The 22,521-nt window shown below is 73.1% G+C and carries 22 protein-coding genes; 15 read left to right on the top strand and 7 right to left on the bottom strand.

Translation table 11 applies throughout. The features are described 5' to 3' along the window. Window positions 1–122 precede the first annotated feature (122 nt). Window positions 123–1,082, bottom strand: coding sequence for an FAD-dependent oxidoreductase (locus ACRRSS_RS23825; RefSeq protein WP_435973157.1), 960 nt, complete (start codon window positions 1,080–1,082; stop codon window positions 123–125). A gap of 70 nt (window positions 1,083–1,152) precedes the next feature. Here ACRRSS_RS23825 and ACRRSS_RS23820 point away from each other — a divergent pair, with 70 nt between their 5' ends. From ACRRSS_RS23820 to ACRRSS_RS23805, 4 genes are read left to right on the top strand one after another with little or no spacing between them, the layout of a single operon-like run. After that, window positions 1,153–1,641: a hypothetical protein gene (locus ACRRSS_RS23820; RefSeq protein ID WP_435973156.1), complete on the top strand. Its 489-nt coding sequence runs from the start codon at window positions 1,153–1,155 to the stop codon at window positions 1,639–1,641. Between the two features lie 13 nt (window positions 1,642–1,654). Then, complete coding sequence (locus tag ACRRSS_RS23815; RefSeq protein WP_435973155.1) at window positions 1,655–3,295, top strand: ABC-F family ATP-binding cassette domain-containing protein; 1,641 nt, start codon at window positions 1,655–1,657, stop codon at window positions 3,293–3,295. A gap of 25 nt (window positions 3,296–3,320) precedes the next feature. Then, window positions 3,321–4,049, top strand: coding sequence for a 2-phosphosulfolactate phosphatase (locus ACRRSS_RS23810; protein WP_435973154.1), 729 nt, complete (start codon window positions 3,321–3,323; stop codon window positions 4,047–4,049). Beyond that, a complete protein-coding gene (locus ACRRSS_RS23805) occupies window positions 4,046–4,450 on the top strand; it encodes a hypothetical protein (RefSeq protein WP_435973153.1) in 405 nt (134 codons plus the stop codon). The genes ACRRSS_RS23810 and ACRRSS_RS23805 overlap by 4 nt, the downstream gene beginning before the upstream one ends. Window positions 4,451–4,519: 69 nt before the next feature. On the opposite strand, the gene ACRRSS_RS23800 is transcribed toward ACRRSS_RS23805, so the two are convergent. Beyond that, window positions 4,520–6,997: a Tex family protein gene (locus ACRRSS_RS23800; RefSeq protein WP_435973152.1), complete on the bottom strand. Its 2,478-nt coding sequence runs from the start codon at window positions 6,995–6,997 to the stop codon at window positions 4,520–4,522. A 119-nt stretch (window positions 6,998–7,116) separates the two neighbouring features. Next, window positions 7,117–7,983 carry an SCO6745 family protein gene (locus ACRRSS_RS23795; RefSeq protein WP_351906059.1) on the bottom strand — a complete coding sequence of 289 codons (867 nt, stop codon included), beginning with the start codon at window positions 7,981–7,983 and terminating at the stop codon, window positions 7,117–7,119. Window positions 7,984–8,135: 152 nt separating this feature from the next. Between ACRRSS_RS23795 and ACRRSS_RS23790 the strand changes: the two genes are divergently transcribed. Then, window positions 8,136–9,107 (top strand): GlxA family transcriptional regulator, encoded by a 972-nt coding sequence (locus ACRRSS_RS23790; RefSeq protein WP_435973151.1) that lies wholly within the window; start codon window positions 8,136–8,138, stop codon window positions 9,105–9,107. A gap of 11 nt (window positions 9,108–9,118) precedes the next feature. After that, a complete protein-coding gene (locus ACRRSS_RS23785; protein ID WP_435973150.1) occupies window positions 9,119–9,757 on the top strand; it encodes a DJ-1/PfpI family protein in 639 nt (212 codons plus the stop codon). Between the two features lie 35 nt (window positions 9,758–9,792). Here the strand turns inward: ACRRSS_RS23785 and ACRRSS_RS23780 are convergent, their stop codons facing one another. After that, window positions 9,793–10,536: an enoyl-CoA hydratase/isomerase family protein gene (locus ACRRSS_RS23780; protein WP_435973149.1), complete on the bottom strand. Its 744-nt coding sequence runs from the start codon at window positions 10,534–10,536 to the stop codon at window positions 9,793–9,795. A 66-nt stretch (window positions 10,537–10,602) separates the two neighbouring features. Here ACRRSS_RS23780 and ACRRSS_RS23775 point away from each other — a divergent pair, with 66 nt between their 5' ends. Both ACRRSS_RS23775 and ACRRSS_RS23770 read left to right on the top strand, forming a co-directional pair. Continuing rightward, the gene (locus ACRRSS_RS23775) at window positions 10,603–11,313 is read left to right on the top strand and encodes an HdeD family acid-resistance protein (protein ID WP_435973148.1); all 711 of its coding nucleotides are present in this window, start codon (window positions 10,603–10,605) and stop codon (window positions 11,311–11,313) included. Window positions 11,314–11,407: 94 nt separating this feature from the next. After that, entirely contained in the window at window positions 11,408–11,965 is a 558-nt protein-coding gene (locus tag ACRRSS_RS23770) for an ATP-binding protein (protein WP_435973147.1), read from the top strand. Here the strand turns inward: ACRRSS_RS23770 and idi are convergent. From idi to ACRRSS_RS23755, 3 genes are all read right to left on the bottom strand, one after another. After that, window positions 11,931–12,551 (bottom strand): isopentenyl-diphosphate Delta-isomerase, encoded by a 621-nt coding sequence (idi, locus tag ACRRSS_RS23765; protein ID WP_435973146.1) that lies wholly within the window; start codon window positions 12,549–12,551, stop codon window positions 11,931–11,933. The two genes, ACRRSS_RS23770 and idi, sit on opposite strands and share 35 nt — an antisense overlap. A 152-nt stretch (window positions 12,552–12,703) precedes the next feature. Further along, the gene (locus tag ACRRSS_RS23760; protein ID WP_435973145.1) at window positions 12,704–13,951 is read right to left on the bottom strand and encodes a GNAT family N-acetyltransferase; all 1,248 of its coding nucleotides are present in this window, start codon (window positions 13,949–13,951) and stop codon (window positions 12,704–12,706) included. 199 nt (window positions 13,952–14,150) lie between these two features. Further along, window positions 14,151–15,092: a cation diffusion facilitator family transporter gene (locus ACRRSS_RS23755; RefSeq protein WP_435973144.1), complete on the bottom strand. Its 942-nt coding sequence runs from the start codon at window positions 15,090–15,092 to the stop codon at window positions 14,151–14,153. A gap of 416 nt (window positions 15,093–15,508) precedes the next feature. Between ACRRSS_RS23755 and ACRRSS_RS23750 the strand changes: the two genes are divergently transcribed. The 7 genes from ACRRSS_RS23750 to ACRRSS_RS23720 are packed head-to-tail and all read left to right on the top strand — an operon-like array spanning window position 15,509 to window position 22,488. After that, complete coding sequence (locus ACRRSS_RS23750; protein ID WP_435975410.1) at window positions 15,509–17,299, top strand: DUF5941 domain-containing protein; 1,791 nt, start codon at window positions 15,509–15,511, stop codon at window positions 17,297–17,299. Then, on the top strand, window positions 17,296–18,033 hold the full coding sequence (locus ACRRSS_RS23745; protein WP_435973143.1) for a sugar phosphate nucleotidyltransferase: 738 nt from the start codon (window positions 17,296–17,298) through the stop codon (window positions 18,031–18,033). The genes ACRRSS_RS23750 and ACRRSS_RS23745 overlap by 4 nt, the downstream gene beginning before the upstream one ends. After that, window positions 18,021–19,082, top strand: coding sequence for an iron-containing alcohol dehydrogenase family protein (locus ACRRSS_RS23740; protein ID WP_435973142.1), 1,062 nt, complete (start codon window positions 18,021–18,023; stop codon window positions 19,080–19,082). The genes ACRRSS_RS23745 and ACRRSS_RS23740 overlap by 13 nt, the downstream gene beginning before the upstream one ends. Continuing rightward, window positions 19,060–19,839 carry a CDP-alcohol phosphatidyltransferase family protein gene (locus tag ACRRSS_RS23735; RefSeq protein ID WP_435973141.1) on the top strand — a complete coding sequence of 260 codons (780 nt, stop codon included), beginning with the start codon at window positions 19,060–19,062 and terminating at the stop codon, window positions 19,837–19,839. Before ACRRSS_RS23740 ends, ACRRSS_RS23735 begins: the two co-directional genes overlap by 23 nt. Before the next feature lie 47 nt (window positions 19,840–19,886). Next, window positions 19,887–20,732, top strand: a complete 846-nt coding sequence (locus ACRRSS_RS23730; RefSeq protein ID WP_435975409.1) for a glycosyltransferase family 2 protein — start codon at window positions 19,887–19,889, stop codon at window positions 20,730–20,732. Window positions 20,733–20,780: 48 nt separating this feature from the next. Then, entirely contained in the window at window positions 20,781–21,710 is a 930-nt protein-coding gene (locus ACRRSS_RS23725) for an ABC transporter permease (RefSeq protein ID WP_351906089.1), read from the top strand. Continuing rightward, a complete protein-coding gene (locus ACRRSS_RS23720; protein ID WP_351906092.1) occupies window positions 21,703–22,488 on the top strand; it encodes an ABC transporter ATP-binding protein in 786 nt (261 codons plus the stop codon). Before ACRRSS_RS23725 ends, ACRRSS_RS23720 begins: the two co-directional genes overlap by 8 nt. The last annotated feature ends 33 nt before the right edge of the window (window positions 22,489–22,521 follow it).

The following is a 22,521-nucleotide window of genomic DNA, read 5'->3' as shown; positions in this document are numbered from 1 at the left end:
GTCCGAACGGGCGGCGCCCGCCCCGCTGCCGTTCGCGCGCGCCGCCGTTCGCCCGCGTCGCCCGTCCGGGTCCTGTCCTTCGGATCAGGCCTTGCTCGCGGGGCCTGATCCGAGGCCACGACCTAACCGCCCTCCACCAGCTCCGCCGCCCGCTCCGCGCAGCCCCAGGCCACCGTCACCCCCGCGCCCCCGTGCCCGTAGTGGTGCACCAGACGCCGGCCGCCCGGCAGCGACACCGCCTCGATCCGCACCCCGCCCAGCCGCGCGGGCCGCAGCCCCACCCGGTGGCCGAGCACCCGGGCCCCCGCGATCTCCGGCCGCACCCGCGCGCACCGCGCCACGATCGCCGCCGCCGTCGCGGGATCGGGCGTCAGCCGCTCGTCGCCCTCCTCGGCCGTCCCGCCCAGCACCAGCCGCCCCGGCTGCGGGAAGAAGTACGTCGACCGGCCCGACCCGGAGTCCGGCGAGGTGAACCACTCCTCGACCCCCGGGTTCTCCACCAGGACCAACTGGCCCCGCACCGGACGCATTCCGGGATCCGGCACGAGCTCCCGCGCCGCCGCCCCGGTGCAGTCGACGACCACGCGCGCCCGGGCCGACGCCTCCTCGAAGCCGGTCACCGCACGCCGCTCGAAGACGCCGCCCGCCGCCTCGAACCGGGCCCGCAGCCAGGCGAGATGGACCGGCATGTCGATCAGCGGCAGACGCGCCGCCAGACCCGCCTCGTACGGCCCCGGCACCTCCTCCGGCGCCAACTGCCGTAGCTCCGGCACCTCCAGGGCCCAGGCGCCGAGCCGGTCGAGCACGGTGTCCGCGTGCACTCCTGACACCCACCGCACCCCCGTCCGCCCGGGGTCGGCGGCCAACTCCCCGTACACGCGCAGGGATGCCAGCGCCCAGGCGCCGACCTCGGCCGCCGGCTCGATCCGGTACGGCCACCACAGCGCGCCCGCCACCGCCGAGGTCGTCGCCGTCACGTCGTCCCGCGACCAGATCCGTACGCCGAGCCCGCGTTCCGCGAGCGTCACCGCGGTCGTCAGGCCGACGACCCCGCCACCCACCACGATCACGTCGTTCTCCATGGGCGGACCGTACCGGGACCGGGACATTTCCGGGACGGCCCGGCCACGGAAGAGCGGAAGACTCGATGTCATGCGCGGCGCCTACACGACCCTCGACCTCGCCCCCGCCGACCGTGCGGAGGGCGTCCTCCCCGGGAGCCCCAGCGGACACCGGCCCGGCCCCGCCGACCTCGTGGTCGACGGCAGGCCGCTGCTCCGGCTGATCGACGAGGTCGACGGCGTCGACACGGTCTCGCCCCTCGCCTCCGACCTCCCGCCCGTCCTGCGCGCCGACCACGTCGAGCGGCTCCTGGACCACGGCCACGGGGCCGGCGACGGCCGCCGGGTGATCTACTCCTGCCCCGACTGCGACGACCCCGGCTGCGGAGCGGTCACCGCACACGTCGGGAGCGACGGCGACGACGTCGTCTGGCGCGACTTCGCCTGGCAGACCGGCCCCACCGCCGACCCGGTCCGCGAGGGCTACCCCGGCGTCGGCCCGTACCGCTTCCACGGCGCCGCCTACCGGTCCGTGCTGCGGCGCCTCCTCGACGGCCGGGCGTGTCGATCCGTCGCCTAGGATTCGTTCCCTGATGACTGCAACCCTCGTCGCCAAGGACCTCGCCGCCGGCCACGGCGAACGCACCCTCTTCGCCGGGCTCGACCTCGTGGTCGCCCCCGGCGACGTGATCGGCCTCGTCGGCGTCAACGGCGCCGGCAAGTCGACCCTGCTGCGGCTCCTCGCCGGGCTCGACGCCCCCGAGGAGGGCGAGCTCCGGCTCTCCCCGCCCACCGCCGCCGTCGGCCACCTCCCACAGGAGCCGGAGCGGCGCCCGGGGGAGACCGTGCGCGAGTTCCTCGCCCGGCGCACCGGCGTCGCCGCCGCCCAGACCGCCATGGACGAGGCCACCCAGGGCCTCGTCGACGGAACGCCCGGCGCCGACGACGCGTACTCCGTCACCCTGGAACGCTGGCTGAACCTCGGCGGGGCCGACCTCGACGAGCGCGCGGAGGAGGTCGCCGACTCCCTCGGCCTCACCGTCGGCCTCGACCAGCCGATGACCGCGCTCTCCGGCGGCCAGGCCGCCCGCGCCGGCCTCGCCTCGCTGCTCCTCTCCCGCTACGACGTCTTCCTGCTCGACGAGCCCACCAACGATCTCGACCTCGAAGGTCTGGAGCGCCTGGAGGGGTTCGTGAAGGGGCTGCGCGCCGGGACGGTCGTCATCAGCCACGACCGCGAGTTCCTCACCCGCACGTGCACCAAGGTCCTGGAGCTCGACCTCGCCCAGCAGCAGATCACCCTGTACGGCGGCGGCTACGAGGCGTACCTGGAGGAGCGGGACACCGCCCGGCGCCACGCCCGCGACGACTTCGAGGAGTACGCCGGCAAGAAGGCGGCCCTCGAAGCGCGCGGTCACATGCAGCGGTCCTGGATGGACAAGGGCGTCAGGAACGCCCGCCGCAAGGCCACCGACGGCGACAAGCTCGGGCGCAACGCGCGCAGCGAGGCCAGCGAGAAGCAGGCCGCGAAGGCCCGCCAGACCCAGCGCATGATCGAACGCCTCGACGTCGTCGACGAGCCCCGCAAGGAGTGGGAGCTGCGCATGGAGATCGCGGCCGCGCCGCGCTCCGGCTCGGTCGTCGCGACCCTGCGCGAGGCCGAGGTGCGCCGCGGCGACTTCTCCTTCGGCCCCGTCACGCTGCAGATCGACTGGGCCGACCGGGTCGCCGTCACCGGCGCCAACGGCGCCGGGAAGTCGACCCTGCTCGCCGCCCTCCTCGGCAGGCTGCCGCTGGACTCCGGCGACACCGTCCTCGGCTCGGGCGTCGTCGTCGGCGAGGTCGACCAGGCCCGCAAGCTCTTCCACGGCACGGAGACCCTCCTGGAGGCGTTCTGCGCGGCCGTGCCCGAGACCGAGCCCGCCGAGGTCCGTACGCTGCTCGCCAAGTTCGGCCTCAAGGCCGTCCACGTGATGCGCCCTGCCACCACCCTGTCCCCGGGCGAGCGGACCCGCGCCGCACTCGCCCTGCTCCAGGGCCGGGGCGTGAACCTGCTCGTCCTGGACGAGCCCACCAACCACCTGGACCTGCCGGCCATCGAACAGCTGGAGTCCGCCCTCGACTCGTACACGGGCACGCTGCTGCTCGTCACCCACGACCGGCGGATGCTCGACGCCGTCCGCACCACCCGGCGCGTCGAGGTCGCCGACGGCAAGGTGACCGAGCTCCGATGACGCTCCCGTGCGGCGGGGGCCGGCGATGACGGTCTCCTTCGGCTGGGGCCCCGTCGAGGCGCGGGTCCTGGCCCCCTCGGCCGCCTGCGTGGTCGTGGTCGACGTCCTGTCCTTCACCACGTCGGTCGGTGTCGCCGTCGAGGGCGGCGCTGCGGTGCACCCGTACCGGTGGCGGGACGCGACGGCCGTCGCGTACGCCGAGAGCGTCGGGGCCGGCCTCGCCGTCGGTCGCCGGGAGGCGACCGACGAGCACCCGTGGACGCTCTCCCCGGCCGCCCTGCGCGCCGCCCCGCTGCCGCCCCGCCTGGTCCTGCCCTCGCCGAACGGCTCCACCATCGCGGCGGAGGCCGGTGACGCGCCCGTCGTCGCCGCCTCCCTGCGCAACCACTCGGCCGTCGCCCGCTGGCTCACCGACCGGGGGTACGGCACGGCGGACCGCCCCGTCGCCGTGATCGCCTCCGGCGAGCGGTGGCCCGACGGTTCGTTGCGCCCGGCCCTGGAGGACCTGCTCGGCGCGGGTGCCGTCCTCGCCGGACTGCGCGCCGCGGGCCGGAGCACCCTGACCCCCGAGGCGACCGCGGCGGCCACGTTGTGGGCGGCGACGGAGGACCCGGTCGCCGCCTTGCACGGCTGCGACTCGGGCCGTGAACTGTACGCGTACGGCTTTCCGCAGGACGTGGCCGTGGCCGCCGAGACCGACAGCTCGACGACCGTCCCCGTTCTCGTGGACGGCGCATTCCAGGAGGCACCATGACCGACGACGGCATCACCCGGCTCATCGAGATGCTGGACGACCTCGACGCGGACGTCGACGCGACCATCGACCTCGCCGACGAGATCGCGGCGACCGGCGACCGGGCGCTGCTGCCGCGCCTGACAGCCGAGCTCGACCGGGCGATCGCCGAGCGCAACGCGTACGCCCGCGAGCTGCTCGGCGGTGTCGTCGCGGGCGTCGGCGGCACCGGGACCCTCCCGGTCCTGGTGCGGGCCTCGGCCGTCGACCTCGGGGACGACCAGGACGGACTGGCCACCGAGATCGTCGACCTGGTCCAGGCGGACCCGCAGACGGCCCGCGGGCTGCTCCAGCCCCTCACGGAGGACGACGACCTCTCCGTCGCCAACCGCGCCGACTGGGCCCTGCGCTTCCTGCCGTAGCGCCGGACGTACGTGAGGAGGCCACGGCCGGTGGGCCGTGGCCTCCTCACGTCTGTGCGTACGGGGTGCCTAGCGGCGCTTGCCGCCGCCCTCGCCCAGCAGCCCGGCCTTGCGCAGGGCGTCGGCCATCGCGCTGTTCGCGGGGGCGGGCGCGCCCGAGCCGCCCGCCTTGCCACCACGGTCGGACGGGCCGCCCCCGGCCGCCCGGTCGCCGCCCTGAGCGCCCCGGCTGCCCTGGCCGCCCCGGTCGGGCTGACCGCCCCGGCCGCCGCGTTCGCCCCGGCCGCCACCGCCCTGCCGCTGCTGCGGCGGCCGGCCCGAACGCTCGCCCCGCTCGCCCCGCTCGCGCCTGGGCGCGCCGTCCGGGTCGTCCGTGCCGGCCTGGTCGTCCAGGCGCAGCGTCAGCGAGATCCGCTTGCGCGGGACGTCCACGTCCAGGACCTTCACCTTCACCACGTCACCGGGCTTCACCACGTCGCGCGGGTCCTTGACGAAGGTCTTCGACATCGCCGACACGTGGACGAGACCGTCCTGGTGCACACCGACGTCCACGAACGCGCCGAACGCGGCCACGTTGGTGACGACCCCCTCCAGGACCATCCCGGACACCAGGTCGCCGATCTTCTCGACGCCCTCCTTGAAGGTGGCCGTCCTGAACGCCGGACGGGGGTCGCGGCCCGGCTTCTCCAGCTCGCGCAGGATGTCCGTCACCGTCGGAAGCCCGAAGGTCTCGTCGACGAAGTCGTCCGGCCGCAGCGAGCGCAGCGTGCCCGTGTCGCCGATGACCGCGGCGACCTGGCCGCCCGTCTTCTTCACCATCCGGCGCACCACCGGGTACGCCTCCGGGTGCACCGACGAGGAGTCGAGCGGGTCGTCGCCGTCACGGATGCGCAGGAAGCCCGCGCACTGCTCGTACGCCTTCGGGCCGAGCCTGGCCACGTCCTTGAGCGCCCGGCGGGAGCGGAAGGGGCCGTTGGCGTCCCGGTGCGCGACGATGTTCTCGGCGAGACCGGAGCTGATGCCCGAGACGCGCGAGAGCAGCGGCGTGGAGGCGGTGTTGACGTCCACGCCGACACCGTTCACACAGTCCTCGACGACCGCGTCGAGGGAGCGCGAGAGCTTCACCTCGGCCAGGTCGTGCTGGTACTGGCCGACGCCGATGGACCTCGGGTCGATCTTCACCAGCTCCGCGAGCGGGTCCTGGAGCCGGCGGGCGATGGAGACGGCGCCGCGCAACGACACGTCGAGGCCGGGGAGTTCCTGCGAGGCGAACGCGGAGGCCGAGTAGACCGAGGCGCCCGCCTCCGAGACCATCACCTTGGTCAGGTTCAACTCGGGGTGCCTGTCGAGGAGTTCGGCGGCCAGCCTGTCGGTCTCCCTGGAGGCCGTGCCATTGCCGATCGCGACCAGCTCGACCGCGTGCTCCTTGGCCAGCCGCGCCAGCCTCTCCAGCGCCTGGTCCCACTTGTTGGCGGGGACGTGCGGGTAGATCGTGTCGGTGGCCACGACCTTGCCGGTCGCGTCGACCACGGCGACCTTCACGCCGGTACGGAAGCCGGGGTCGAGGCCGAGCGTCGCCCGGGTGCCGGCCGGCGCGGCGAGCAGCAGATCGCGCAGGTTCGCCGCGAACACCCGGACCGCCTCGTCCTCGGCGGCCGTCCGCAGCCGCAGCCGCAGGTCGATCCCGAGGTGGACCAGGACGCGGGTCCGCCAGGCCCAGCGGACCGTGTCCTGGAGCCACTTGTCACCGGGGCGCCCCCGGTCCGCGACGCCGAAGCGGTTCGCGATGATCCCCTCGTACGAGGAAGGCCCCTCGGTGGGCTCCTCCGGCTCCAGGTCCAGGCTGAGCACGTCCTCCTTCTCACCGCGCAGCATGGCGAGCACCCGGTGCGAGGGCAGGGCCGTGAAGGGCTCGGCGAAGTCGAAGTAGTCGGCGAACTTCGCTCCCGCCTCCTCCTGCCCGGCCCGCACCTTCGCCACGAGGCGGCCACGTCCCCACATGCGCTCGCGCAGCTCGCCGATGAGGTCGGCGTCCTCGGAGAACGTCTCGGCGAGGATCGCCCGCGCGCCCTCCAGGGCCGCGGCGGCGTCCGCGACGCCCTTGTCCGCGTCCACGAAGGCCGCCGCGGCGGCAGCCGGCTCCACCGACGGGTCGGCGAGCAGCCCCTCCGCCAGCGGCGCCAGACCGGCCTCACGGGCGATCTGGGCCTTCGTCCGGCGCTTCGGCTTGAAGGGCAGGTAGATGTCCTCCAGGCGCGCCTTGGTGTCCGCCGCCCGGATGCGGGCCTCCAGCTCCTCCGTCAGCTTTCCCTGCTCGCGTACGGAGTCGAGGATCGCCGACCGGCGGTCCTCCAGCTCGCGCAGGTAGCGCAGCCGCTCCTCGAGCGTGCGCAGCTGCGCGTCGTCGAGCATCTCCGTCGCTTCCTTGCGGTAGCGCGCGATGAACGGCACGGTCGAACCGCCGTCGAGCAACTCGACGGCTGCCTTCACCTGTCGCTCGCGTACGCCGAGTTCCTCGGCGATCCTTGCTTCGATGGACGTCGTCACGGTGTCCCGACTCGCCTTCTCGTGCCTCAAGCTTGCGAGTGCATTGTGCCGGGTCCGTCACCCGTACGCGGCAACCGACCCGTCCCGCGCGCGTCCCGCGGCCTCCCGCGCGCCCCCGCTCACCCCTTGCCGACGAGGTCCGCCGGGAAGGCGCCCGCGCCCGCCGCCGTGATCAGGAAGCCGCGTCCCAGCTCGGTGAGCCGCTCGACGCCGGCCGCGCCGAGGTGCTCGTAGGGGGCCGAGTCAAGGCGGTCGGTGTGCTCCTCGAGCTCGGCACGGAGGGCCGTGCCCGCCTCGGTCAGCTCGCCGTCGGCGCCGAGCAGTCCGCGCCCGCGCAGCCGCTCCACCGCCGCCTCCCAGTCGGCGCGCCGCCAGCCGCGGGAGCCGAGGACCCAGCGCGGGGCCATGCCCTTGCCGGTGGCGGTGTGGGAGGCGAGGGCCTCGACGGGGTCGAGCCCGGCGGAGAGCAGGGCCGCGAGGTGCCCGTCGCCCCGGTGCTCCCGCAGCAGGGTGGCGGCGTGCCAGTACGCGAGGTGGGGCTCCTCGGGGACCGGCAGGTCGGCGTTGGCCGAGTACAGGGGCCGGGCGTGCCGGGTGCAGGCCTCGGCGGCCCGCAGGGCGAGCCGAGCCGCCTCGGCCATCTCGGGGGAGGAGACGGTGTCCTCGCCGAGCAGCCTGCGCAGGGTCGCGTCCGCGGTGCGCAGCCTCGCGTCCAGGACCTGGGCGGGGGAGGCGGTCTCCCAGACGGCCGGGAGGTGCCGGGCGAGCAGCTCGTGGTTGTAGTTGTAGAAGGTCGCGGCGACGGTGCCGGCGCCCACCGCGCCGAGCGCGGCGCTGCGCGCGGCGAGCCGCATCGCGCTCTGGTCGGTGAACCCGAGGGCGCCGAACTCGCGGTCGAGGTCGGGCGAGAAGTAGAGCGTGGAGTGCAGCGGGTTGAGGGCGTTGTGGCAGCGGCGTCCCGCGCGCGGCGGCAGAGCAGTCGTCATGCCCCGAAGGTTACCGACTGGTCGGTACGACGGGAACAGTCGGCCCTCTCCGGCCCTCCCCCGGCCTTCCGCGACCAGGGGGCCAGCGTCATGGCAGAAAAGGTGGGGTCGGCGTCATTGCGGCCGTCCCTACCCCCTCCCAGGATGGAGCCATGACGCAGCGACCCGTACTCGTCGTCCTCTTCGACGGCGTCCAGAGCCTCGACGTCACCGGCCCCTTCGAGGTGTTCGCCGGTGCCGGCCGCGCCGCCGGAGACCCGGACGCGTACACCATCCGCACCGCCTCGCTGGACGGTGGCCCGGTCCGTACGCACAGCGGACTGCGTCTGCTCCCCGACACCACACTCGACGCGGCGGTCGCCGATGGCGCCCCGCACACCCTCGTCGTCCCCGGCGGCGAGGGCACCCGCGCACCCGACCCCGCCCTGATCGAGTGGCTGCGCGTCCACGCCCCCGGCGCCGGACGCCTGGTCTCCGTCTGCACGGGGGCGCTGCTCCTCGCCGAGGCCGGGCTCCTCGACGGACACCGGGCGACGACCCACTGGATCGCCTGCGACCACCTCGCCCGCCACTACCCCGAGGTCGAGGTGGAACCCGACCCCATCTTCGTACGGGACGGACGCCTCTCCACCTCCGCCGGGGTGACCGCCGGCATCGACCTGGCGCTCGCCCTCGTCGAGGAGGACCTCGGCCGGGACGTGGCCCTCACCGTCGCCCGCCATCTGGTCGTCTTTCTCCGCCGCCCCGGCAACCAGGCCCAGTTCAGCGCCCAGCTGGCCGCCCAGACCGCCCGCCGGGAGCCGCTGCGCGACCTCCAGGCATGGATCACCGAACACCCCGACGGGGACCTCTCCGTCGAGGCGCTGGCCGCCCGCGCCCGGCTCTCGCCCCGCCACTTCGCCCGCGCCTTCCACGCGGAGACCGGCGCGACCCCCGGCCGCTACGTCGACCGCGTACGGCTCGAACACGCCCGCCGCCTCCTGGAGGAGACCTCGCGCGGGGTCGAGGAGGTCGCCCGCGCCTCGGGCTACGGCACCCCCGAGGCGATGCGCCGCGCCTTCACCAGGGCCCTGGGCACCGCACCCGCCGACTACCGCCGCCGCTTCCACGCACCCGTCAGCTGAAAGGGACCACCGTGCAGATCGCCGTCCTGCTCTACCAGGGCTTCACCACGCTCGACGCCGTCGGCCCGTACGAGCTCCTCGCCCGCCTCCCCGGGGCCGAGACCGTCTTCGTGGCCAAGGAGACCGGGCCCGTCCGCAACGACCAGGGCAGCCTCGCCCTCGTCGCCGACAGGAGCCTCGCCGAGGTCCCGCGCCCGGACATCGTCCTGGTCCCGGGCGGGCCCGACTCCCGGGAGGCGATGAACGACCCGGAGATCCTGGCCTGGCTCCGCACCGCCGACGAGACCAGCACCTGGACCACCTCCGTCTGCACCGGCTCCCTGATCCTGGCCGCCGCGGGGGTCCTCTCCGGCCGCCGCGCCACGACCCACTGGCTCGCGTACGAGGAGCTCAGGGCGCTGGGCGTCGAACCCACCGGCGAGCGGGTCGTCTTCGACGACAAGTACGTCACCGCCGCCGGCGTCTCCTCCGGTATCGACATGGCGCTCCACCTGCTCGGCCGGATCGCCGGGGACGAGGTGGCCCAGACGATCCAGCTGCTCACCGAGTACGACCCGCAGCCGCCGTACGACGCGGGTTCGCCGGAGAAGGCGCCGGCCGCGATCGTGGCGCACTGGCGGGGCGAGAAGGTGGAGACCCTCGGCCGGTAGGGCCGGCCCCTGAGCTGTCCGGGCCGTCTCCGGGGTCAGCTCCCGTAGGTGAAGCGGGGCGCCCGGCGTTCCAGGAAGGCGGCGACACCCTCCGCGGTGTCGCCGCTGCCGCGCGCCTGCTCGGCCCAATGGGCGTCCCGGTCCAGGCGTCCGTCGGCGAACTCCTTGGCCGCAGCCTGGGTCAGCAGCGAGCGCGAGGCCAGCACCCGGGCGAACTCGGCGACCCGCTTGTCCAGCTCGCCCACCGGGTGCAGCTCGTCCACGAACCCGGTCCGCAGCGCCCGCCCGGCGTCGATCAGCTCACCGGAGAACAGCAGGTACTTGGCGGCCGAGGGCCCCACCAGGGCGGCGAGCCTGCGGGTCGACGAGGACGGGTAGACGATGCCGAGCTTCGACGGGGTGATCCCGAAGCGGGCGCCCTCCTCGGCGAACCGCAGGTCGCACGCGGCGGCCAGCTGGCTGCCGCCCCCGACGCAGAAGCCCCGCACGGCCGCCAGGGTCGGCCGGGGAAAGGCCGCGAGCGCCTCCTCGGCCCGTACCGCGAGCGTCCGCTGCTCGTCGCCGGGCTCCCGGAGCGCCGAGATGTCGGCGCCGGCACAGAAGGTGTCGCCCTCGCCCGTCAGCACCAGGACCCGGACCGAGGGATCGGCGGCGAGCCGGTCCAGTACGCCGGGCAGCGCGCGCCACATGCCGGCGCTCATCGCGTTGCGCTTGGCCGGGTTGGCGATGACGACGGTGGCGATCCCGTCCGCGACGGTGTCCCTCAGCTGCGGCTCCATGGGCCGGATGCTATCCGCCGCACCCGAACGTACGATCAGGAAGGGGTCGTTCCGAGGAGGCACGGCATGGCCCAGGACGCCCGCGAGACGCACGAGGACCCGGACCCCCTCCGGGAGATGGCCCGCGAGGGGAAACGGCTCAACCGCAGCTTCGGCTGGCTCGCCGCGCTGGGCATCCTGCTCGTCATCGGCGGTGTCGTCGGTCTGGTCTACACGGGCCTCGCCACCCTGACCTCGATGCTGCTCTTCGGCTGGCTGCTGCTGATCGGCGGTGTCGTGGGGCTGCTCCAGGCGATCCAGTCGCGGGGCACCAGTTACTTCTGGCTCGCCGCGGTGGTGGCCGCCCTGAACATCGCCGCGGGCGTCGTGGTGATCCGTCACCCGGAGGGCTCGGCGGAGGCGCTGACGATGTTCGCCGCCCTGCTCTTCCTGACCGGTGGTGTCTTCCGGCTGGTCGGCAGCGTGGTGGTGCGCGGTCCGCAGTTCGGCTGGACGCTCCTGCAGGGGGCCTTCGGCCTGCTCCTCGGTCTGCTGGTCCTGTTCGACTGGCCGCACAGCAGTCAGTACGTCCTCGGGGTGTTCTTCTCGCTCGCGCTGCTCTTCGACGGCCTCGGCCTGATCGCTATCGGGGTGGGCGGCCGAAGGATCGTCAGCATGGTGGCCCCGGCAGCCCCGGCCTCGACCGCTGTGACACCCCCGGCCCCGGCCGCCCCGGCCCCGGGCTCCGTGGCGCCCCCGGAGGCCTCAGAAAGCGCGCCCGATCAGTCGAAGAACTGACATGGGCATACTCACCCGATCAGAAGGTGGCCGATAAGTGTCGACTTCTGGTCAGTAGGTCGGTCTGCCCACGCGTATTGCCAAGACTCGATCCGTGGCGAGAATCGAGCACGAGGGTGGGAACCGGACCGTGGAGAACCACGGGGGTGGCTCCGCCCGGCAACCGTCCTACGAAGGAGTCTGGCGCTTCACCGCTGCCGCGGTCGACGTCTCCGTCCCGCAGGCCCGGCACGCCGTACGCGACCTGCTGGTCCGCCAGGGCGTCCCGCTCCATGAGGAGATCATGGACGGCCTGCTCCTGATCGTCTCCGAGCTGGTCACCAACGCCGTGCGGCACGCGGCGCTGCTGTCCCCGGAGATAGCGGTGGAGGTGGCCATCGGCCCCGAGTGGATCAGGGTGTCCGTCGAGGACAACCACCCGTACCGCCCCAAGGCGCTCGAGGCGGACTACGGGCAGACGGGCGGGCGCGGACTGCTGCTGGTCCGCGAGATCGCCCAGGAGGCCGGCGGCGCCTGCGACGTCGAGCACACCGCGAGCGGCGGCAAGATCATCTGGGCGGCGCTGCCCCTGGCCCCGATGGCACCGGGGCCGGGAGCGGCGATCCACGCGCCGATGGTCACCAGCCCCCGGACGGACCCGTCAGCTCCCTGACGGCCGGACGCGCCGCGTCGAGCACCGTCATGAACCAGGCGGAGAACGGCGCGGCGGCGTGACGCTCGGCCAGTTCGGCGGCGGTCACGAAGGAGGTGTCCTCGATCTCCTCCGGGTCCGGCCGGGGCTCGGCCTGCACCAGGCCGACGAAGAGGTGGTTGAACTCCTGCTCCACCAGGCCCGAGGCCGGGTCCGGGTGGTTGTAGCGGACGGTGCCCGCCTCCGCGAGCAGCGTGGGCGAGACGCCGAGCTCCTCGAAGGTCCGACGGGCCGCGGCGGCGAACGGCGCCTCGCCCGGGTAGGGGTGGCCGCAGCAGGTGTTCGACCAGACGCCGGGGGAGTGGTACTTGCCGAGCGCGCGGCGCTGGAGCAGCATGCGGCCCGACTCGTCGAAGAGGAAGACGGAGAAGGCGCGGTGCAGCAGGCCGGGCGCCTGGTGGGCGGCGAGCTTCTCGGCCGTGCCGATGGTCGTCCCGTCCTCGTCGACCAGTTCGAGCATGATCGGCGCCGGGGCTCCGGACGGCTGGACACCGTTCGACGTGATCTCGGGCGAGATCTGAGCCGCGGTGGCTGGTGTGGTCGGCATACCCATCCTTCGCTTCGGTCCTCGCCCCGGTGGGGCCACCTCAGTCTGCCGTACAAAAGCGGCTTGTCCGTACTTCGGCGGCCGGACGTGGCCGCTCCCGCCGCACCGGAGTGTCTCCGGCGCGGCGGGAGCGGAAGGGCGGCGCGGGGTGGCTACACCCCGAAAGCCCCCGGATAGACGATCGTGCCGGACGGAACGGGCGCGGAGTCGTCCAGGACGAGGGCCATCACCGCCTCGTCCGGCACCTCGAAACCTGGCTTGATTCCGTACTCAGACGCACGTACGAACCCGAACCTCGGGTAGTACTCGGGATGGCCCAGGACGAGCACCAGCGGCTCGCCCCGCAGCCGCGCCGCGTCGAGGACCGCCCGGACGACGGCCTGTCCGGCCCCCGTCCGCTGGTGCCCGGGGGCCACCGCGACCGGGGCGAGCGCCGCCGCGGGGGCGCCGCCCACCCGGCAGCGGGTGATCAGGGCGTGCGCCACGACCGAGCCGTCGGGGGCCTCGGCCACGTACGACAGGCCGGGGAGCCAGGCGTCGGGGTCCCGCCGGAGCGCGTCGACCAGTTCCGCCTCCGCCTCCGATCCGAAGGCGGCCGCCACCAGCGACCGGATCACCGGCGCGTCCTCGGCGGTCTCGGGCCGGGTGCTCCGGCGCGGGTCGGCGGGCCGCAGGACGAATCCGGCGTACCCGTAGTCGGCACCGTGCTCGCGCCGCAGGGCGATCTCGGCGCGGGCCCCGGCCACCGCCTCGGCCATGCCGGGCCGGGTGGTGTCCGCCGCGTCGGCGCGGGCGGCGAGCGGACCGTAGTACTCGTCCCAGTCGCTCCTGGGCTGGCTGACGGTGCCCAGGACGTGGTAGCCGGCCGCGACCGCCGCCGCCGCGTTCCCGGTGACGGTACGGAGCGGGTAGTGCTCCTCCCAGAAGGCGCGGGCCACGGGGCCCGGCTCCTCGGTGGTCCAGACGCATTCGGTGAGCACCAGGGTGCCTCCGGGCGCGAGCAGCCTGCGCCACTCGGCGAGGGCCCGGTCGAAGCCGAGGACGAAGACCGAGCTCTCGGCCCAGACCAGGTCGAAGGAGCCATCCGGGAACGGCAGCGCGCCCATGTCGGCGCGGAGGGTGTGGATCGAGCCGTCGAGACCGCGGTCGGCGGCGGACCGCCGCAGCTCCGCGAGGAACGGTTCGTGGAGATCGACGGCGGTCACCTCGGCGCCCGCCTCGGCGGCCAGGAGCAGCGCCGAACGGCCGGGGCCGCAGCCCAGGTCGAGCACGCGCGGGCGCTCGGGGAGGGCTCCGCAGAGCGCGAGGAGCCGACGGGTGGTGGCGTCGGAGCCGGGACCCTGCCGCGGAAGACCGTGGTGCAGGGCGAAGAAGGAGTCGTGCGAGGCGTTGTCGGACAACGTGGGAGACCCTTTGTGAGAGGGCTCCGGCCGACGACGTGACGGACCGGTGGGAACCGGGATCAGGTCAGCCGGAGACCCGGAGGCTGAGGAAGGACCGGGTGCTGCCGCTCGGGGCAGCCTCCATCGCGACGGTCATCGACCTCAGCTCCTCTCTCCACACGTTCGTACGAAGAGACTAACAGTCGGGCCCCGGCCCTCACAGGCAGAGCTTCGCCTCGTGCTCCGCGTGCCCGACCGGCTCCAGCTGGAAGGTGCAGTGCTCCACGTCGAAGTGCGAGCCCAGGCAGCCCTGGAGGGCGTGCAGCGTCTTCTCGTGTCCGACCGAGTCGAGCGCGCCCTGGTCCACGACCACGTGCGCCGAGAGCACCGGCATCCCCGAGGTGATCGTCCAGGCGTGCAGGTCGTGCACGTCCTCGACCCCCGGCAGGGCCAGGATGTGTGCCCGTACCTCCGCCATGTCGACGCCCTTGGGGGCGGCCTCCAGGAGCACGTCCAGGGTCTCCCGCAGCAGCTTGACCGTGCGCGGGACGATCATCAGGCCGATCACGATCGAGGCGATCGGGTCGGCGTACTGCCAGCCCGTGGTCAGGATGATCGTGGCCGCGACGATCACCGTGACCGAGCCCAGCGCGTCCGCGAGCACCTCCAGGTACGCCCCGCGCACGTTGAGGCTCTCCTTCTGGCCCCGCATGAGCAGCGACAGCGAGACGATGTTGGCGACCAGACCGATCAGCGCGAAGGTGATCGCCAGACCGCCCTTGGTCTCGGCCGGCTCGACGAACCGCTGGATCGCCTCGTACAGCACGTATCCGCCGACGACGAGCAGCAGCAGACAGTTGGCGAGCGCCGCCAGTATCTCGGCCCGTGCGAACCCGAAGGTGCGGTTCCCCGAGGGCGGCCGGTTGGCGAAGTGGATCGCGAGCAGTGCCATCGCGAGGCCGACCGCGTCCGTCGCCATGTGCGTCGCGTCGGCGATCAGGGCGAGCGAGTCGGACACCAGGCCGCCGATGATCTCGATCACCATCACGGAGAGCGTGATGCCGAGCGCGATGCGCAACCTGTTCTTGTACGCGGCCCCGGCCGTGCCCGTCGGCGGCGGACCGCCGTGACGGTGTCCGTGGTCGTGTCCAGCCCCCATGGCATGGCCTCCAGATCGTGTCGTCCTCAGGTGCCCCGAGTGGCCAGTGAACTACGGGTGGGGGGTATGTGCAACACGGTACTGAACACCGTTGTCATATGCTCTGACCTGCGATGATGCGATCAGGCCCGACCGTGGCGAGCGGGCGCCGGCAGGAGCCCCCGGGGCGGCACCCGACCGTGGTTTGTGAGGGGGGCCGCCGATCACCCATGATGATCACCACCGGACGGGGCGCACCCGCGAGGACACAGGTGGGCCTGGGGGAGTCCTGCCCGCCAAGCCTCGGTGAACTCGCGCTCCTGTTCATCCGATAGCCTCAGCCGACGTGTCGCCGCCCGGTGCCGGGCCGCACCGCCGCGCCCGGGGCCGCCATGGGCCCCGCCGGCCCCTCCGTCAGCTCCAAGGAGTGAGTTCGTCTGTCGACCGCCATCCTCACCGGACCGCCGGCACCCGGATCCTCGCTCGACGGAGATCTCCGGTCGCTCGGCTTCGACGTCAGGGCCGCGTCCGGCCCCGACGAGGCCGGCGCCCTGCTGGCCGCCGTCCCGGCGGGCGAGCGCGTCGCGCTCGTCGACCCCCGGTTCGTCGGACACCTGCACGCGCTGCGCCTCACCCTCACCGACCCCCGGTTCCCCGCGGCCGCCGCACCCGGCGCGCTCACCGCGCAGGGCGAGGCCCGCCCCGCGCTCACCCGCGCCCTGACCGCCGCCGGGGCCCCCGGCGCCGCGGACGACCTCACCGGCACGCTCGCCGACGCCCTCGACGCCGACGGCGTCGCCGTGCACCGGCCGCAGCTCGGCACCCTCGTCGCCACCGTCCCCACCGACGCCGAGACCCGCCACGCGGCGCGCGCCGCCGTCGACGCCGTCGACGACGAGGCCGTCCGCCTGCGCTCGGCCGTCAAGGCCCACGACGGCTTCTTCACCACCTTCTTCATCAGCCCGTACTCGCGCTACATCGCCCGCTGGTGCGCGCGCCGCGGACTGACCCCCAACCAGGTCACCACCGCCTCGCTGCTCACCGCCCTGGTCGCGGCCGGCTTCGCGGCGACCGGGACCCGGGGCGGCTACGTCGCCGCGGGCGTCCTCCTGCTCGTCTCCTTCGTGCTCGACTGCACCGACGGCCAGCTCGCCCGGTACGCGCTGAAGTACTCGACGATGGGCGCCTGGCTCGACGCCACCTTCGACCGCGCCAAGGAGTACGCCTTCTACGCGGGCCTCGCCCTCGGCGCGGCCCGTGACGGCGACGACGTCTGGGCCCTGGCGCTGGGCGCCATGGTCCTGATGACCTGCCGGCACGTCGTGGACTTCTCGTTCAACGAGGCCAACCACGACGCCACCGCCAACACGAGCCCCACCGCGGCCCTCTCCGGCCGGCTCGACAGCCTCGGCTGGACCGTCTGGGCCCGCCGCATGATCATCCTGCCGATCGGCGAGCGCTGGGCGATGATCGCCGTCCTCACCGCCTGCACCACCCCCCGGATCGTCTTCTGGGCGCTGATCGTCGGCTGCGCCTTCGGCGCCTGCTACACCACGGCAGGCCGCGTCCTGCGCTCCCTGACCCGCAAGGCCAAGCGCACCGACCGGGCCGCCCAGGCCCTGGCGGACCTCGCGGACTCCGGCCCGCTCGCCGGGATCGTCGCCCGCGTCCTCGGCCGCGGCGGCCTGCGCGCCCCCGGTGTCGTGCTCGCGGCCGTCGCCACCGGCGCGCTCCTGGCCACGGTCCTGGCCCGGCCCTTCGGCGACCGCCAGACCGTGATCATCGCGGTCCTCTACGTGGTCCTGGCCGGCGCGGCCGTCGCCCGCCCCCTCAAGGGCGCCCTCGACTGGCTCGTGCCCCCGCTCTTCCGCGCCGCCGAGTACACCACCGTGCTCGTGCTCGCCGCCCGCTCGGACTCCCCGCACGCCCTTCCGGCGGCGTTCGGGCTGGTCGCGGCGGTCGCCTACCATCACTACGACACGGTGTACCGCATTCGCGGAGGCACCGGCGCGCCGCCCGCCTGGCTGGCGCGCGTCACCGGCGGACACGAGGGGCGCACGCTCCTGGTGACCGTCCTCGCCGCCACGCTGGCGGACCGCGGTGACGACTTCACCCTGGCACTGACCGCTCTCGCGGTGGCCGTCGCGCTCGTGGTGCTCGTGGAGTCCGTCCGCTTCTGGGTCTCCTCCGGAGCACCCGCCGTTCACGACGAAGGAGAAACAGCATGATCGGTCTCGTACTGGCAGCCGGTGCCGGACGGCGTCTGCGCCCCTACACCGACACCCTTCCGAAGGCCCTCGTCCCGGTCGACGGCGAGACCACGGTCCTCGACCTCACGCTGAAGAACTTCGCCGAGATCGGTCTCACCGAGGTCGCGATCGTCGTCGGCTACCGCAAGGAGGCCGTCTACGACCGCAAGGAGGCCCTGGAGGCGAAGTACGGGCTCAAGCTCACCCTCGTCGACAACGACAAGGCCGAGGAGTGGAACAACGCCTACTCCCTGTGGTGCGCCCGTGAGGTCCTCAAGCGCGGTGTGATCCTCGCCAACGGCGACACGGTGCACCCCGTCTCCGTCGAGAAGACGCTGCTCGCCGCCCGCGGCGACGGCAAGAAGATCATCCTCGCCCTCGACACGGTGAAGAGCCTCGCCGACGAGGAGATGAAGGTCATCACCGCCGAGGGCAAGGGCGTCCAGCGCATCACCAAGCTGATGGACCCGGCCACCGCCACCGGTGAGTACATCGGTGTCACCCTCATCGAGGCCGAGGCCGCCGAGGAGCTCGCGGACGCCCTCAAGGCCACCTTCGAGCGCGACCCCGACCTCTACTACGAGGACGGATACCAGGAGCTCGTCAACCGCGGCTTCACCGTCGACGTCGAGCCCATCGGCGACGTCACCTGGGTCGAGATCGACAACCACGACGACCTCGCGAAGGGCCGTGAGATCGCGTGCCAGTACTGACCCGGCTGATCCCCTCGCCGGTCGTCGTCGACATCCGCCGGGGAGCGCTGGACGACCTGTCCGCGCTCCTCGCGGACCAGCGGATCTCCAGCAACGGCAAGATCGCCGTCGCCATCAGCGGCGGCTCGGGCCTCAAGCTGCGTGACCACTTCGCCCCCGAGCTGCCCGGTGCCGACTGGTACCCGGTCGCCGGCGGCACCATCGACGAGGCCGTGAAGCTCGCCGACGCCATGCGCGGCAAGCGGTACGACGCCGTGGTCGCCCTCGGCGGCGGCAAGATCATCGACGTGACGAAGTACGCGGCGGCCCGGGTCGGGCTGCCGCTGGTGGCGATCGCCACCAACCTCTCGCACGACGGGATCTGCTCCCCGATCTCGACCCTGGACAACGACAACGGCCGGGGTTCGTACGGTGTGCCCACCCCGATCGCCCTCGTCATCGACCTGGACGTGATCAGGGACGCGCCGGTCCGCTTCGTGCGCTCCGGCATCGGCGACGCGATCTCCAACCTCTCCGCGATCGCCGACTGGGAGCTCTCCCACCAGGTGACCGGCGAGCCCGTCGACGGCCTCGCGGCCGCCATGGCCCGCAGCGCCGGCGAGGCCGTGCTCCGCCACCCCGGCGGCGTCGGGGACGACGACTTCCTCGTCACCCTCTCCGAGGGCCTGGTGATGTCCGGCATCGCCATGTCGATCAGCGGGGACAGCCGCCCCTCCTCGGGCGCCTGCCACGAGATCAGCCACGCCTTCGACCTGCTCTTCCCGGCCCGCGCCGCCAGCCACGGCGAGCAGTGCGGCCTCGGCGCGGCCTTCGCCATGCACCTGCGCGGCGCCCACGACGGCTCCGCCCAGATGGTCGAGACCCTGCGCCGGCACGGACTGCCCGTCCTGCCGGAGGAGATGGGCTTCACCGTGGACGAGTTCGTCCAGGCGGTGTCCTTCGCCCCGCAGACCCGGCCGGGCCGCTTCACCATCCTCGAACACCTCGACCTGTCCGACGACGAGATCAGGGACGCGTACGCCGACTATGCCAAAGCCATCCGTAGCTGAGCTCCGCCCGGTCGTCCACCCCCCGGGTGTGAAGGACCGGCGCAGCGGGGAGCACTGGGGCGGCCGCCTGTACATGCGGGAGATCTCGCTCAGGATCACCCGGCGGCTCGTCGGCACCAGGATCACGCCGAACCAGCTCACGTACGTGATGACCCTCGCGGGCGTCCTCGCGGCACCGGCCCTGCTGGTGCCCGGCATCCCCGGGGCGCTGCTCGGCGCGCTCATGGTCCAGCTCTACCTGCTGCTCGACTGCGTCGACGGCGAGGTGGCCCGCTGGAAGAAGCAGTTCTCGCTCGCCGGCGTCTACCTGGACCGGGTCGGCGCCTACCTGTGCGACGCGGCCGTGCTCGTCGGCTTCGGCCTGCGCGCCGCCGACCTGTGGGGCTCGGGCCGGGTCGACTGGCTCTGGGCCTTCCTCGGCACCCTCGCCGCCCTCGGCGCGATCCTGATCAAGGCCGAGACCGACCTCGTCGGTGTCGCCCGGCACCAGGGCGGACTGCCGCCGGTCAAGGAGGCCGCCTCCGAGCCGCGCTCCTCCGGCATGGCGCTGGCCCGCCGGGCCGCCGGGGCGCTCAAGTTCCACCGGCTCGTCCTCGGCATCGAGGCCTCGCTGCTGATCGTGCTCCTGGCCATCGCGGACCAGGTCAGGGGAGACCTGTTCTTCACCCGTCTCGGTGTCGCCGTCCTGGCCGGCATCGCGCTGCTCCAGACCGTGCTCCACCTGGTGTCGATCATGGTCTCCAGCAGGCTGAAGTGAGGCCGGCCGTGAGCGCGCCGCTCAAGGTGGGAGCCGTCGTCATCACGATGGGCGACCGCCCGGACGACCTGCGCGCGCTCATCGACTCGGTCGCCGAGCAGGAGGGCGACCGCGTCGAGGTCGTCGTCGTCGGACAGGGCACCCCGGTCACCGGGGTGCCCGCCTGGGTACGGACCGTCGACCTGCCGGAGAACGTCGGCATCCCGGCCGGGCGGAACGTCGGCATCGAGGCCTTCGGACCCGGCGGCACCGACGTCGACGTCCTGCTTTTCCTCGACGACGACGGTCTGCTGGCCCACCGGGACACCGCGGAGCTGGTCCGCCAGGCCTTCACCGCCGACCCGCGCCTCGGCATCATCACCTTCCGGATCGCCGACCCGGAGACCGGGGCCACCCAGCGGCGGCACGTGCCGCGGCTGCGCGCCTCCGACCCGATGCGCTCCTCGCGGGTGACCACCTTCCTCGGCGGCGCCAACGCCGTCCGCACCAAGGTGTTCGCCGAAGTCGGCGATCTGCCGGGCGAGTTCTTCTACGCGCACGAGGAGACCGACCTCGCCTGGCGCGCGCTCGACGCCGACTGGATGATCGACTACCGTTCCGACATGGTGCTGTTGCACCCCACCACAGCGCCCTCCCGGCACGCCTCGTACCACTTCAACGTGGCCCGCAACCGAGTCTGGCTGGCACGCCGCAATCTGCCCGCGCCCCTGGTGCCGGTGTATCTCGGTGTCTGGCTCCTGCTCACCCTGGCCCGTCGGCCCTCGCTCTCCGCGCTCAAGGCGTGGTGCGGCGGATTCCGGGCCGGCTGGACGACCCCCTGCGGACCGCGCCGCCCCATGAGGTGGCGTACGGTGTGGCGGCTGACCCGGCTGGGTCGCCCCCCGGTCGTCTGACATCGTGGTACCGACGTGCCGCGCATTTGAACACGAAAGTTTCGACTTGTGAGTGACACACAGCAGGGCGGGGCGGTCGCGACGAGCGCGCCCCCGTCCGTCGACGAGGGCCTGTCCTCGGCCGAGGTGGCCGCCAAGTACGGCCTCTCGGTCAGTGGCGCCAGGCCCGGCCTTGTCGAGTACGTCCGTGAGCTGTGGAGCCGCCGCCACTTCATCCTGGCCTTCTCCTCGGCCAAGCTGACCGCCCAGTACAGCCAGGCGAAGCTGGGCCAGGTGTGGCAGGTGGCGACCCCGCTGCTCAACGCCCTCGTCTACTACCTGATCTTCGGCCTCATCCTGGGTGCCGGGCAGGGGATGACCAAGGAGGTCTACATCCCCTTCCTGGTCACCGGCATCTTCGTGTTCACCTTCACCCAGAGCTCCGTCATGGCGGGCGTCCGGGCGATCTCGGGCAACCTCGGACTCGTCCGGGCCCTGCACTTCCCCCGCGCCACCCTCCCGATCTCCTTCTCTCTCCAGCAGCTCCAGCAGCTGCTGTTCTCGATGATCGTGCTCGTGGCGGTGGCGATCGCCTTCGGCAGCTACCCCTCGCTCCGCTGGCTGCTCGTGATCCCGGCGCTGTTCCTGCAGTTCGTGTTCAACGTGGGACTCGCCATGATCGTGGCCAGGATGGGCGCGAAGACGCCCGACCTCGCCCAGCTGATGCCGTTCGTCATGCGCACCTGGATGTACGCGTCCGGCGTGATGTTCTCGATCCCGGTGATGCTCTCCGACAAGCCGGCCTGGATCGCCGACATCCTCATGTACAACCCGGCGGCGGTCTACATGGACCTGATCCGCTTCGCCCTCATCGAGGGGTACAGCGCGCACAACCTGCCGGACCACGTCTGGATGACGGCCCTCGCCTGGGCCCTGATCTTCGGCATCGGCGGCTTCGTCTACTTCTGGAAGGCCGAGGAGAGGTACGGCCGTGGCTGACACCAACCGGTCCAACGTTCCCACCGTCATCTGCGACGACGTCCACATCGTCTACCGCGTCAACGCCGGCGGTGGCGGCAAGGGCAGCGCCACGGCGGCGCTCAGCCGGATCGTCGGCCGGGGCAAGGCCGAGGTCACCCGGGGCGTCCGCAAGGTCCACGCGGTCCGCGGCGTCACCTTCACCGCGTACCGCGGCGAGGCCATCGGCCTCATCGGCTCCAACGGCTCCGGCAAGTCCACGCTGCTGCGCGCCGTCGCCGGGCTGCTCCCCACCGAGAGCGGCAAGGTCTACACGGACGGCCAGCCCTCGCTCCTGGGCGTCAACGCGGCCCTCATGAACGACCTCACCGGTGAGCGCAACGTGATCCTGGGCGGCCTCGCGATGGGCATGAGCCGCGAGGAGGTGCGCTCGCGCTACGAGGGCATCGTCGACTTCTCCGGCATCAACGAGAAGGGCGACTTCATCAGCCTGCCCATGCGCACGTACTCCTCCGGCATGGGCGCCCGGCTCCGCTTCGCCATCGCGGCCGCCAAGAACCACGACGTCCTCCTCATCGACGAGGCGCTGGCGACGGGTGACCGCAAGTTCCAGATCCGCTCCGAGGAGCGCATCCGCGAGCTCCGCAAGGAGGCCGGCACGGTCTTCCTGGTGAGCCACAGCAACAAGTCCATCCGGGACACCTGCGACCGGGTGCTCTGGCTGGAGAAGGGCCAGCTCCTCATGGACGGGCCCACGGACGAGGTGCTCAAGGCGTACGAGCGGGAGACCGCCCGCTGACCCGCGCCGCCGCACACCGCCCCCACCCCCGGT

Origin of the sequence: Streptomyces sp. Qhu_M48 (assembly GCF_051305195.1) — a bacterium.
Taxonomy (GTDB): Bacteria; Actinomycetota; Actinomycetes; order Streptomycetales; family Streptomycetaceae; genus Streptomyces.
Note: the sequence above shows the minus strand (reverse complement) of the source record. Positions and strands in the feature narration are given on the sequence as shown.

Excerpts from the sequence above, each read along its gene's own strand:
- ACRRSS_RS23775 (WP_435973148.1), top strand. The coding sequence starts at position 10,603 with ATGGCCCAGGACGCCCGCGAGACGCACGAGGACCCGGACCCCCTCCGG.
- idi (WP_435973146.1), bottom strand. The coding sequence starts at position 12,551 with ATGCCGACCACACCAGCCACCGCGGCTCAGATCTCGCCCGAGATCACG.
- ACRRSS_RS23755 (WP_435973144.1), bottom strand. The coding sequence starts at position 15,092 with ATGGGGGCTGGACACGACCACGGACACCGTCACGGCGGTCCGCCGCCG.
- ACRRSS_RS23790 (WP_435973151.1), top strand. The coding sequence starts at position 8,136 with ATGACGCAGCGACCCGTACTCGTCGTCCTCTTCGACGGCGTCCAGAGC.
- ACRRSS_RS23825 (WP_435973157.1), bottom strand. The coding sequence starts at position 1,082 with ATGGAGAACGACGTGATCGTGGTGGGTGGCGGGGTCGTCGGCCTGACG.
- ACRRSS_RS23780 (WP_435973149.1), bottom strand. The coding sequence starts at position 10,536 with ATGGAGCCGCAGCTGAGGGACACCGTCGCGGACGGGATCGCCACCGTC.
- ACRRSS_RS23795 (WP_351906059.1), bottom strand. The coding sequence starts at position 7,983 with ATGACGACTGCTCTGCCGCCGCGCGCGGGACGCCGCTGCCACAACGCC.
- ACRRSS_RS23815 (WP_435973155.1), top strand. The coding sequence starts at position 1,655 with ATGACTGCAACCCTCGTCGCCAAGGACCTCGCCGCCGGCCACGGCGAA.
- ACRRSS_RS23745 (WP_435973143.1), top strand. The coding sequence starts at position 17,296 with ATGATCGGTCTCGTACTGGCAGCCGGTGCCGGACGGCGTCTGCGCCCC.
- ACRRSS_RS23810 (WP_435973154.1), top strand. The coding sequence starts at position 3,321 with ATGACGGTCTCCTTCGGCTGGGGCCCCGTCGAGGCGCGGGTCCTGGCC.
- ACRRSS_RS23820 (WP_435973156.1), top strand. The coding sequence starts at position 1,153 with ATGCGCGGCGCCTACACGACCCTCGACCTCGCCCCCGCCGACCGTGCG.
- ACRRSS_RS23735 (WP_435973141.1), top strand. The coding sequence starts at position 19,060 with ATGCCAAAGCCATCCGTAGCTGAGCTCCGCCCGGTCGTCCACCCCCCG.
- ACRRSS_RS23805 (WP_435973153.1), top strand. The coding sequence starts at position 4,046 with ATGACCGACGACGGCATCACCCGGCTCATCGAGATGCTGGACGACCTC.
- ACRRSS_RS23730 (WP_435975409.1), top strand. The coding sequence starts at position 19,887 with ATGGGCGACCGCCCGGACGACCTGCGCGCGCTCATCGACTCGGTCGCC.